Origin of the sequence: Micromonospora sp. NPDC047753, from assembly GCF_040642735.1 — a bacterium.
Classification (GTDB): domain Bacteria; phylum Actinomycetota; class Actinomycetes; order Mycobacteriales; family Micromonosporaceae; genus Micromonospora.
The window spans coordinates 1-11143 of record NZ_JBEYSL010000201.1 but is presented as its reverse complement, the minus strand read 5'-3'; the positions used below and the strand labels follow the sequence as shown (position 1 = coordinate 11143).

At 70.2% G+C, this 11143-nt stretch carries 11 protein-coding genes and 2 pseudogenes; 5 read left to right on the top strand and 8 right to left on the bottom strand.

The window, feature by feature from the left end; genetic code table 11:
• The 7 genes and pseudogenes from ABZ749_RS18265 to ABZ749_RS18235 all read right to left on the bottom strand — a co-directional run.
• Positions 1 to 307: ATP-binding cassette domain-containing protein (locus ABZ749_RS18265; RefSeq protein WP_357229182.1), on the bottom strand; the 307-nt coding region annotated here is incomplete at its 3' end.
• Positions 308 to 440: 133 nt separating this feature from the next.
• Positions 441 to 1619, bottom strand: coding sequence for an ROK family protein (locus ABZ749_RS18260; RefSeq protein ID WP_357229177.1), 1179 nt, complete (start codon positions 1617 to 1619; stop codon positions 441 to 443).
• A gap of 259 nt (positions 1620 to 1878) precedes the next feature.
• A complete protein-coding gene (locus ABZ749_RS18255) occupies positions 1879 to 2904 on the bottom strand; it encodes a YihY/virulence factor BrkB family protein (RefSeq protein ID WP_357229174.1) in 1026 nt (341 codons plus the stop codon).
• A 64-nt stretch (positions 2905 to 2968) separates the two neighbouring features.
• Positions 2969 to 3778, bottom strand: coding sequence for an ABC transporter permease (locus ABZ749_RS18250; protein WP_357229171.1), 810 nt, complete (start codon positions 3776 to 3778; stop codon positions 2969 to 2971).
• A gap of 40 nt (positions 3779 to 3818) precedes the next feature.
• Positions 3819 to 4607 carry an ABC transporter permease gene (locus ABZ749_RS18245; protein WP_357229168.1) on the bottom strand — a complete coding sequence of 263 codons (789 nt, stop codon included), beginning with the start codon at positions 4605 to 4607 and terminating at the stop codon, positions 3819 to 3821.
• A gap of 222 nt (positions 4608 to 4829) precedes the next feature.
• Positions 4830 to 5021, bottom strand: a complete 192-nt coding sequence (locus ABZ749_RS18240; protein ID WP_357229179.1) for a DUF397 domain-containing protein — start codon at positions 5019 to 5021, stop codon at positions 4830 to 4832.
• 23 nt (positions 5022 to 5044) lie between these two features.
• Positions 5045 to 5800 (bottom strand): annotated as a pseudogene (locus ABZ749_RS18235) (helix-turn-helix transcriptional regulator); the annotation flags it as partial.
• A 268-nt stretch (positions 5801 to 6068) separates the two neighbouring features.
• Here ABZ749_RS18235 and ABZ749_RS18230 point away from each other — a divergent pair.
• Positions 6069 to 6305: a flavin reductase gene (locus ABZ749_RS18230; RefSeq protein ID WP_357229165.1), complete on the top strand. Its 237-nt coding sequence runs from the start codon at positions 6069 to 6071 to the stop codon at positions 6303 to 6305.
• 105 nt (positions 6306 to 6410) lie between these two features.
• Here the strand turns inward: ABZ749_RS18230 and ABZ749_RS18225 are convergent, their stop codons facing one another.
• The gene (locus tag ABZ749_RS18225) at positions 6411 to 7343 is read right to left on the bottom strand and encodes an ABC transporter ATP-binding protein (RefSeq protein ID WP_145792454.1); all 933 of its coding nucleotides are present in this window, start codon (positions 7341 to 7343) and stop codon (positions 6411 to 6413) included.
• A 144-nt stretch (positions 7344 to 7487) separates the two neighbouring features.
• Between ABZ749_RS18225 and ABZ749_RS18220 the strand changes: the two genes are divergently transcribed.
• The 4 genes and pseudogenes from ABZ749_RS18220 to ABZ749_RS18205 form a co-directional block, all read left to right on the top strand.
• On the top strand, positions 7488 to 8519 hold the full coding sequence (locus tag ABZ749_RS18220; protein WP_357229162.1) for a TRAP transporter large permease subunit: 1032 nt from the start codon (positions 7488 to 7490) through the stop codon (positions 8517 to 8519).
• Positions 8516 to 9715 carry a cytochrome P450 gene (locus ABZ749_RS18215; protein WP_357229159.1) on the top strand — a complete coding sequence of 400 codons (1200 nt, stop codon included), beginning with the start codon at positions 8516 to 8518 and terminating at the stop codon, positions 9713 to 9715. Before ABZ749_RS18220 ends, ABZ749_RS18215 begins: the two co-directional genes overlap by 4 nt.
• On the top strand, positions 9712 to 10824 hold the full coding sequence (locus ABZ749_RS18210) for a hypothetical protein (RefSeq protein ID WP_357229156.1): 1113 nt from the start codon (positions 9712 to 9714) through the stop codon (positions 10822 to 10824). The genes ABZ749_RS18215 and ABZ749_RS18210 overlap by 4 nt, the downstream gene beginning before the upstream one ends.
• A pseudogene (locus tag ABZ749_RS18205) lies at positions 10821 to 11143 on the top strand (hypothetical protein); the annotation flags it as partial. The gene ABZ749_RS18210 and the pseudogene ABZ749_RS18205, both read left to right, overlap by 4 nt.

Here is an 11143-nt window from a genome sequence, read left to right as displayed (position 1 = left end):
CGTGCCCGAGGAACGCGTTCTCCGCCACCGACAGGTCCTCGACGAGGTCGAGCTCCTGGTAGATCGTGGCGATACCCGCCTTCATGGCGGCCTGCGGGTTGGCGAACGTGGCCGGCTCGCCGCGCCACTCCACCAGCCCGGAATCCGGTTGGTGGACCCCGGCCAGCACCTTGATGAGGGTGGACTTGCCGGCGCCGTTCTGCCCGAGCAGGCAGTGCACCTCGCCGGCACGCACCTCCAGCTGCACGCCGTCGAGCGCGCGTACGCCGGGGAAGGTCTTCACCAGATCGGTGAGGCGCAGGACCACCTCGCCCGCGACGGTGTCGGCGGGAGCCTCGACCAGCGGCGCCTCGGCGACGGCCTCGGCCGACGCGGTGGCGGGGTCATCCTCGGGCAGAGCCACAGTCTCCTCCTCGCTCACGACGGAATCTCGAACAGCTTCATGCGGCTTCCCCGAAGGCGACGTCGCTGGCGAGCACCGCCGCGCCGGTGACACCGGCCCGGCCGCCCAGCTCGGACAGGACGACGGGAAGGTTGCCGGTGGCCAGCGGCAGTGACCGCCGGTAGACCACACTGCGGATCTCGGCGAGCAGGATGTGGCCCAGTTGAGCCAGCCCTCCACCGATCACGATCATGGACGGGTTGGTGAAGCTGACCAGGCCGGCGAGCACTCCGCCGACCCGCCGTCCGCCGTCCCGGATCAGCTGGATGCAGGTCACGTCGCCCTCGACGGCGCCCTCGGCGACGTCCAGCGCGGTGACGACGCCCCGCAGCGCCAGCCGCTCGGCCAGCGCCGGCGACGTCCCACTGCGGGCGGCGGCCGCGGCGTCCTTGGCCATCGCGGCGCCGCTGAACAGCGCCTCCAGGCAGCCGACGTTGCCGCAGGAGCACATCGGACCGTGCGAGTCGACCTGGATGTGGCCGATGTCGCCGGCGCAGCCGTCGGTGCCCCGGTAGACCTCGCCGGTGAGGTAGATGCCGCACCCGATGCCGGTGCCGATCTTCACGAAGAGGAAGTCGTCCACCGAGTGGGCGACCCCACCGTGCCGCTCGCCGATCGCCATGATGTTGACGTCGTTGTCGACCACCGCCGGGCAGCCGTGCTCCCGGCTGAGCAGCTCACGCACCGGGAACCGGTCCCAGCCCGGCATGATCGGCGGTGAGACCGGCACGCCGTCGCGGAAGCTGACCGGGCCGGGTACGCCGACGCCGACAGCGTCCAGTCGCTCGTACGCGCCGTCGACCCGAGCCTTGTGCAGCAGCTCGTTGACCCGTTGCAGGGTCACCTTCGGGCCGTTGCGGATGTCGGCTGCCTCGGCGTAGTGGGCCACCGGTTCGAGGCGGCCGTTGACCACCTCGACGTCCATCGAACTGGCGCCGAGGTCGACGGCGGCGAAGCGCAGCTTCGGGTTCAGCTCGACGAGGGTCGAGCGACGCCCACCTCGGGACGCGGCCAGCCCGGCCTCGGCCACATAACCCAACGCCACCAGGCGATCCAGCTCGGCCAGCATGCGCGGACGCGGCATCTGGAGCCGGTCGCCCAGCTCGGCCCGGGACACAGCGCCCTCGTCGCGGAGCAGCCGCAACAGGCGCACGTGCAGGGGGTCGACGGTGCGCACTCGGGCCCCCTCTTCATTGGCAGCGTTCACATCGACGCAATGTCGGTGTGTTGTGTCCGACACAGTAGGAGCGTTCCACGCCGCCTGTCCAGAGCTTCAGCCGTTCCGAGACCAACTTTTGTCCGAAAGAACAAAAGCTACTAGTCGATCAAGGAAAGGATCACGGACCGGTCGCGTCCCCTCGCCAACAGTTCCATCGACGGACACGCAAACGCCCCGCCAGCCGATCCTCGGTGGCGGGGCGATTCGCGCGGGGCCGTCAGCGACGGCCGGCAGAATTTCGCTTCTTGCGGAGCTTGCGGTCGTCGCGCAGCTCGACGTACGGCTCGTCGTCGACGTCGTGACCCGCCTCGATGGCGCGGCCCCGCTCCAACTCGGCGTCGAACTCGGCCCCCAGCAGGATCGCGATGTTGCTCAGCCAGAGCCAGACCAGGAAGATGATCACCCCAGCGAGGGTCCCGTACGTCTCGTCGTACGAACTGAAGTTGCTCACGTAGAAGGCGAACAGGCCGGAGATCGCCAACCAGATCACCACGGCCAGCACCCCGCCCGGGCTGACCCAGCGGAAGCCGCCGTGCCGCGCGTTCGGTGAGGCCCAGTAGAGGATCGCGAACATCAGGCTGACCAGGATCAGCAGCACCGGCCACTTCGCGATGTCCCACACCGCGACCGCCGTCGACCCCAACCCGATCACGTCACCGACCGATTCGGCGAGACGCCCAGTGAAGACCACGATCACCGCGCTGACCAGCAGCAACACCCCGACCACCGCGGTCACGCCGAGCCGGATCGGGAGCGTCTTCCAGATCGGCCGCCCCTCCGGCACGTCGTAGATGGTGTTGGACGCGCGCATGAACGCGCCGATGTAACCAGAGGCGGACCAGAACGCGGCCAACAGACCGATGATCGCCGCGATGCTGGCCAGGCCGCCGTTCTGCTGGGCGGTGTCGATCGCACCCTCGATGATCTTCTGGATGCTGTCGTTCGGCACCGCCTGGTTGACGGTGTCCTTGACGCCCTCGGTGGCACTCTTGCCGAGCAGGCCGAGGATCGAGATCAGCACCAGCAGGCCGGGGAAGATCGACAGCACCCCGTAGTAGGTCAGTGCCGCCGCCCAGTCGGTCAGGCTGTCGTCCTGGAATTCGCGGACCGTCCGGCGCAACGCCGCCTTCCAGCCACTGCCGGGCAGATCGGTGGGGCTGTCCGGCCCCGCGTCAGGCCCGACCGGCGCGTTCGCGGGATCATGCTCCCGCTCCCGCTGGGCGGAAGACTCGTCCGAGGCCATCGCCCCTCCTCTTCGTCGGTGGTGTCACCTCCGGACATGCCCCGTGAACGCGCGCACATAACCCCTACTTGTAGAGCAACCTGCCCATCCGGCGAGAGGCCACGTACAGGCCGACCGCCAGCATCGCCAGCAGGTAGAGCACGTCGAGCACCCAGACCCAGCCACCGCCGCCCAGCGCGACCCCACGGATCAGGTGCACCGACCGGTACAGCGGGGTGACCTCGACCAGCCAGTGCAGCAAAGTCGGGTAGGCCTGCGCCGGCACGAAGGTGCCGGAGAAGAGGAAGAGCGTGAACTGGGCGGAGCCCATCAGGTCGAAATCCTGCCAGCTCCGCATGAAGGTGGAGATCGCCATGCCGAGCGCCCCGAACGCGAACCCGACAAGCACCGCGGCCGGGAAGGCGGTCAACGCCCGGGTGACGCTGGTCAGGTCCAGCGCCACCATCACCCCGAGGAACGCCGCCGAGTAGGCGCTGCCCCGCAGCATCGCCCAACCCAACTCGCCCACGGCGATCTCGAACGGCCGTACCGGGGTGGCGATCATCCCGTCGTACAGCTTCATGTACTTCATCTTGCCGAAGAAGTTGAAGGTGGTCTCCGCGAGCGCCCCGGTCATCGCCGAGGCGGCCAGCATCGCCGGGGCCACGAACTCGGCGTACGAGACCAGCCGCCCGTCGGGCAGCGGCAGGTCGCCGACCAGCGCGCCGACGCCCACCCCGATGGAGAGCAGGTAGAGCAGCGGCTCCACGAAGCCGGAGAGCAGCAGCAGCCAGTAGACCGACTTCAGCGCCGCGACGTTGCGCCCGACCACCGACGCCGACCGCCGGGACGCGGCGGAGACGTCGACCAGCCGGGGCAGGATCAGCGTGACCACGACACCCTCTCTGCAAGCTGTTCGGAAGACGAGCCGCTGCTCAGACGACGAGCTTGCGACGGAACGCGCGCACCGCCAGCAACCAGCCGGCGACCGCCCAGGCGGCCAGGTAGAGCAGGTGCCCGACGACCGACCACTGTGCGGCGACGCCGAGGGTGGCCGCGCGGCACAGGTCCACGGCGTGCCACAACGGTGTCGCGTACGCCAGCCAGCGCAGCGCCTCGGGCAACGACTCGACCGGGAAGAACACGCCGGCGAAGAGCGTCATCGGGATGACCGCGAACCGGAACAGCATCGCCAGCCAACTGTCGCTCGACACCGACGCCGCGTACGCGAAGGTCGGCGCGGCGACGGCCAGCGCGAGCAGGGCGACCACCGGCAGGGTGGCCACCGCCCACGGCGACCGCAACGCCCCGAACAGCCCGGTGACCAGCAGGAACGCCACAATCGTGGTGAGCACCCGGAACAGCACGAACGCCAGGTGCCCGGCCACGATGTCGCCCACCCGAAGCGGCGACGCGCCCTGCGCGAAGTAGGTCCTGACCCACGTGAAGTTGCTGAACACCGGCCAGGTCGAGTCACCGACGGTCACCTGGAGCGCGGTCGAGGCGATCAGCCCGGGGACCAACCAGTCGAGGTAACGCACCCCGCCGACGCCCTGGTCGATGTAGGTGCCGACGCCCAGCCCGAAGCCGACGACGGTCAGCACCGGCAGCAGGAACGACGAGAACACCCCAGCCCGCCAGGTGCGCCGCAGACCCACCAGGTAGTGCTCGAACACCGCGTACGCCGGCACCCAGGGGAACCGCGCCGATCCCGTCACACTCACCCGATCACCCCGCCCACCGCGCCGTCCACCACGGCCTGTCTACCCAAGGGGTACGACAGACCGCCGGTCACCCTACGACGACCCCGCCGACGTGTCGCCCGGGTTTCGCGCCGTCGGCCTGGGCCCCTTTGATCCACTCGGTTTTCAGGAAGTCGCGGTGTCAGAGCCGCCCCAACACCCCGACTTCCTGAAAGCCGAGTGGGTTCCTGGTCACCGCACCAGCTAGCGGCGGACGGCGTCGGACCCGACGAACGCGCGCCACGTGTCGGGCGCAAAGACCAGCACAGGGCCGGTCGGGTCCTTGGAGTCCCGGACGCCCACCAACCCGGGGAGGTTGCCGGCAACCTCCACACAGTTGCCGCCATCTGGGCCGCTGCGACTGCTCTTGCGCCACCGGGCACCGGGCAGATCCATGTCTCCGCCACTTCCGCCACGAGATCGAGGGATTGCCCGTGCGATAGTGCCTCACCGCGGATCGACTCCCACACCTCGACCATCTGACGGACGTAATCGGCGCGGTCGATGACCTGCCCGTGACGCTGTCCAGCGAGGTAGACAAGGTCCTCCCCCTGCGACGAGCTTGCGATCACGAACGGCCCTCCGAGGCCAGCGTAAGCACCGGCGGGAGTCGGCACTACCTGGATTCGGACCCTCGGGAACGCCGTGCCAAGCTTCACGAGGTGCTGAATCTGCTCGCGCATGACTTCCGGCCCACCGACAGATCGGCGCAACACGTGCTCGTCGATCACGGTAGTCAGCAGCGGAGGCCGGTCTCGGGTGAGCAGTCTCTGACGGTCCAGCCGGGTCGCCACCTGCTGCTCGACCTCATCTGCCGCGAACAAGCCGCCGCCGGTCAGTAGCGCGCGGGCGTACCCCTCGGTTTGCAGGAGGCCCGGCACACACAGCGGCTCGAACGAACGCAGCGCTGTGGTCTCCTGCTCGATGCCGGCCCAGTCGCGGAACCAGGGCACCACCGCCTCACGGCTGATCCGCCGCTGGATGCGCTCGAACCGACCGTCGGCTGAGGACACGGCGTCACAACGGCGGGCGAAGTCCAGACTCGGCCGGCGCTCGGATGTCTCCACCTTGGCGACCAACGCCCCGGAATAGCTCAACGCCTCGGCCAGCGCCGTCTGCGACATCCCACTGGCGGCCCGGGCCAGTCGCAACTCTTCGGCGAAGTGCTCCAGCATGGACGAACTCTCCACGGACAACCCCCGTACATCTCCGACCGTGCCGGGCCGATTGCCGTACGCGCTGGTCGTCGGCGTGCGGAACCTCCCACAGTAGTCGGGCCTTCACCAGACTGTCACGCAGCGGAACCGCTCACGGGATCCAGACGGCGGGCGGAACCAGGCCGGGAGCGCCCCGTGACCCCCGATCCGGGGCGCTCCCACCCACCCGATGGAGGTTCTTCCCCGTGCGACTCACCTGGTCGGCAAACGACGGCGGCAGGCTCTGATGCCCCGGTACCGCCCGCACGTCGCGGCACGCCCTTCCTGGCGCTGCCGGGTCTGCGGCGCGGCGTGGCCCTGCTCACCGGCCCGCCTGGCGCTGCTGGGCGAGTACCGAGAGGACCGGGTCGGCCTGCTCGTCTACCTCGCCACGTTGCTGTACGAGGCGGCCGGGGACCTCGCCGGCCAGGCCGGTCAGGACCGGTTGACCGACCGATTCATCACCTGGGCCAGAGCCCGTTGAGCGGTGCTCGTCGGCAGCCGGTCAGGCCGCTCGATCGACTCGGGTTTCAGGAAGTCGGGCTGTCCGCTGCGCCGTATCACCCCGACTTGCAGGAAGCCGAGTGGATCAATCGACCAGGGTGCGGCCGGTCAGGTGCAGGAAGACATCCTCCAGGCCGCTGCGCCGGACCAGCACATTCGCCGGCTGGAGCCCCAGCGCGCTGACCTCGGCGACCGCCGCGTCGCCGTCGGGCACGTAGAGCAGGACCCGGTCGGGCAACACCTCGACCCGCTCCCCCAGCCCGTCGAGCTTGCCGGCGAACGGTTCCTGCGACTCGGCGGCGAAGCGCAGCTCGACCACCTCGCGGGTCGAGTGCTGCTCGATCAACGCGCGGGGCGAGCCCTCGGCGACGATCCGGCCGCCGTCCATCACCACCAGCCGGTCACAGAGCTGCTCGGCCTCGTCCATGTAGTGGGTGGTGAGCACCAACGTGACGCCCTGCTGCTTGAGCCGGAACAGCCGCTCCCACACCAGGTGCCGGGCCTGCGGATCCAGCCCTGTGGTCGGCTCGTCGAGCAGCACGATCTCCGGATCGTTCACCAGCGCTCGGGCGATGGTCAACCGACGCTTCATGCCACCGGACAGCGGCTCGACCTTGCTGTCGGCCCGTTCGGTGAGCTGGACGAAGTCGAGCAGCTCGGCGGCGCGCTCCCGGGCCGCCCGGCGGGAGATGCCGAAGTAGCGGGCGTAGACGGTCAGGTTTTCCCGGACGGTCAGCTCCGGATCGAGATTGTCGAGCTGGGGGCACACGCCGAGGCGCGCCCGGATGGCCGGCCCGTCAGCCACCGGATCCATGTCGAGGATGCGCAGCTCACCCGCGCTGGGTGGGGAGATGCAGCCGACCATCCGCATGGTGGACGACTTGCCCGCACCGTTGGGCCCGAGGAAACCGAACGCCTCACCGGGGCGAACCTCGACGTCGATGCCGTCCACAGCGGTGAAATCGCCGAACCGCTTCACCAGCCCGCGAGCCTGAATCAGTGGTCGCCCCGAAGTCACCGCCCGACCCTAACCGCCCGGTCCGACACCCCTCCACGCAAATATCCGCCGACGCCCGGCCGATCACAGTGGTTTCCGTACCACCGACGGCGAAACGCCGATCAATGCCCCACCCGTCAGCCAATCGACGTGTATCGTCCTTTCGTGCCGCCCATCAGCTCGCCCGATGGTTCACAGTCACGTGCCCGACCAGCCAACTCTTCCGTTGACGGGCCCACAGCGAGCCCCGGCGGGCCACCCCGACCGCGATCTGAAGCCGAGCCGAGCGACCCGAGCGTCGCCGAGCAGGCGACTCGGGACCTGGCCGCCCAGTTCGAGGACGAGAAACCAGGGCGGGTGCTCTCCGGGCCGGCGGGCCTGCTCCTCACCGTGGCGGCGCTGGCGGTCGGCGCTCTCGCCCTGTGGCAGGTGTTCCGCCCCCTGTCGCAGGGCAGCAAGTATTACCTGATCATCTTCCTGGCCGGCGTACTCCCGCTGGTCTTCCTCGCCTACCCGTCCGACCTGCGGCTGCCGGCCCGCCTACGCGCCCGACTAGGCGCCAACCGGGCCGAGGCCACCGGGAGCGACAGCGACGGGCGCGTCCCGGCACCCGCGTCGACGCGGCCCACAGTGACCGACTGGGCTCTGAGCCTCCTGGCGGTCGCGGCCTGCCTCTACCCCGTCCTCCCGATCCGGATCGGCAGCGGTGGCGGCGGCTACAACGCGTTCCTCGACCGGCAGGGCCTGCTGGCGGCGACGGATCTGGTGCTGGGCACCGTCCTGCTGCTCCTGCTGCTCGAAGCGTGTCGACGTGCCACCGGTTGGATTCTGCCGGCGGTCTGCCTGCTGTTCCTCGGCTACGGCTACTACGGCGGGTTGTTGCCGCAGTCCTGGCCGGTCGCGCACGCCGGGCTCGACTTCAGTCAGCTGGTCGACGCGTTCTACAACTCCGACAGCGGCTTCTACGGCACGCCGCTCGACGTGGCCGCCTCGTACATCGTGCTGTTCACCATCTACGGCGCGGTGCTGGAGTTGTCCGGGGCCGGGCGGTTCTTCGTCGACTTGTCGGCCGCGGCGTTCCGACGTTCCCGGACCGCCGCAGGCCGGACGGCGGTGGCCTCGGGTTTCCTGCTCGGCACCGTCTCCGGCTCCGGCGCGGCGACGACGGTGAGCATCGGCGCGGCGGTGATGCGGTGACCGCGCCCGCGCGCAACGGCGCCGACCGCGACTTCGGGACGCCCGCGTTCCAGCTCGACCCCTATCCCGTGTACGCGGCGCTGCGGGCGCAGGGCCAGCTCGTCCACTCGACGTCGCGCCGCACCTGGTTCGCCACCGACCACGCCGCCGCCGGTGCGGTGCTGCGAGACCGGCGTTCCAGTGTGGAGAGCCCGTTCCGGGCGACCCGGGTGCTGTTCGGTCGCACCGTGACCGACGTGGAGGGGGAGGAGCATGTCCGGCTGCGGGCGTTGACCAACCGGAGCTTCTCCGCGTCGGCCATCCCCGGGTACCTCGACGAACTCGTCCCGGCGGCGGTGCGCGGCGTGCTCGACGATCTCGACACGACGGCCGGTGATGGCCCGGCCGACTACGTGACGGGCTTCGCGAACGCCGTACCGATCCGGGTGATGTCGCGCATCATCGGCCTGCGACCGGCGGACGTGCCGCAGTTCCAGACCTGCAGCGACGCGGTGATCGCCTTCATCGACTCGGCCGATCCGGTGCGCCGACGGGCCGCCGTCGCGGCGTGGGCACGCATGAGCGCCCTGTTGCACAGCCGGGTCTCCGAGCTGCGACCCGCACCGGACGACAGCGTCATCGGGCAGCTGCTGTCCTCCGCCGCGGAGGGCGCCGACGTCGACGACGACGAGATCGTCCGCCAGGTCGGGCTGCTCATCCCCGCCGCCATCGACACGAGCAACCGGCTGATCGCGAACGTGCTGCACACCCTGTGCTCGCGGCCTGAGCTGATGGCGCAGGTCGCCGCGGACGGCACCCTCGTCGAGGCGGTGGTGGACGAGACCCTGCGGTACGAGGCGCCGATCCACAGCACCATCCGCATCTGGGGTGGCGGGGAGCTTCTCGGCCAGGACATCCCGAAGGGTTCGTTGCTGACCGTCCTGCTCGGCTCGGCCAACCGTGACCCGGCGGTGTTCCCGGACCCGGACACGTTCGACCCGGGCCGGCCGGGAAACCAGCGCCTGCTCTCCTTCGGCGCCGGGCGCCACCAGTGCATGGGCCGCCGGATGGCCCTGGCAGAGGTGACCACCGCGCTGCGCCTCCTGCTCGAACGCCGCCCCGGCCTGCGCTTCGCCGACGTGACGCCGAGCCCCGTGCAGGGGCTCAGCTTCCGCTCACCCGCCACCCTCCGCCTCGCCTTCGGGAGACGCCCGTGACCACCACCGTCGACGGTCCCAGGACCGACAGCCTGACGAGCGACGCCGTGACAGTGGCCTTCGTGCCCGAGCCCGAGCCCGTCGCCGTCGCCCACCCGACCCGCGACGTTCCCGGGGTGACCGCCCACCAGTCGGAGGTCACCGGCCGGCACTGGAACGCCGTGGAGAGCGTCTACTACGACTGCCACATCGTCAGCCTGACCCAGCTTCTGCCGCCTCGCCTGCTCGCGGCGTTCCTCCTGGTCGCCGGCGCCCCGACGCTGCGCGCCGAGTGGGGTGGCCTGTCCTGCCGGAACCTTCTCGACGGCGAGGCGGCCCGCGACGCCCTGTTACTGGGGGAGTGGGGCGTGGAAAAGCACCACCTGCCCGTCGACGGTGACATCGAGGTGACGTTGCGCGGCGCCGTGCGCGACCACGGGCACTGCGTCGCCCGCGTCGACAGCTACTACCACGAGCACTTCGACGAGTACTACCTGCGCGAGCACCGCACCAACGGGCACAAGGTGACGGTCGTCGACTTCGACGAGAACTCGTACCTCGGCATCGACAACGTCGGCGTCCGTACCCTGGTGCTGCGCTTCGATCGGGCCCTGTTCGTCGAGGCGATCCGCTCCAACCTGTTCCACGTCTACGACAAGCACGACTCGCTCTACCGGCTGCACCTGGGCGAGCGGACCCAGACCGCCCTGGCCGACGGGACGGTTCACCGTCGTGAACGCGCCGCCGTCGACGCCCTTCTCGCCGACCGGCGGACGCTGCCCCAGCAGCTGTCCCGGTACCGCGACGCGTTCGTGCCGGCGCTCACCGCACCCGGCCAGCGCCGGCACGCGCAACTGACCAACACGTACCACTCGGCGCTGATGATCGAGCGGGCGTACCTGGCGGTGGCGGAGGCGTACCGGCGAACCGGTGAACCGTGGACGGGGCTGGCCGGTGACGGCGAGCCGTTCATCGAAGGGCTCGCCGCCGCCACGAAAAGTTGGCGCGCGCTGAAGATGCTGTGCCGCACGGCGCTCAGCGGGGGGACCGTGGCCGACCGTACCCTGGTCGCCGCCTTCGACCGGATGTACGCCGCCGAGCTCGCCGTCCCGGCGACCGCGACACCGTGACCGTCGCGGCGAGCCGGCTGTTCCTGCTGCCCCCCGCGGGTGGCTCGGCCGGCGTCTTCCGCGGTTGGGACGACCGCCTCGGGGAGCTGCTGGGCGACGCCCTGTCGGTCGTCGCACCGGAGCTGCCGGGCCGCGGCGCGCGGATCGCCGAGCGGCCGCCGCCCGAGGTCGACGGCTACGTGCGGGACCTGGACCAGTACTGGAGGACGATGTTGGTGATGTTGCCGGCGTTGAGGGGGGTGTCACCGAACGAGCGGCCCTCCAGGCGGATGTACGCCCACTTGCGGTCGTCCAGCCACGGCACGTGGTCCGACGGGCC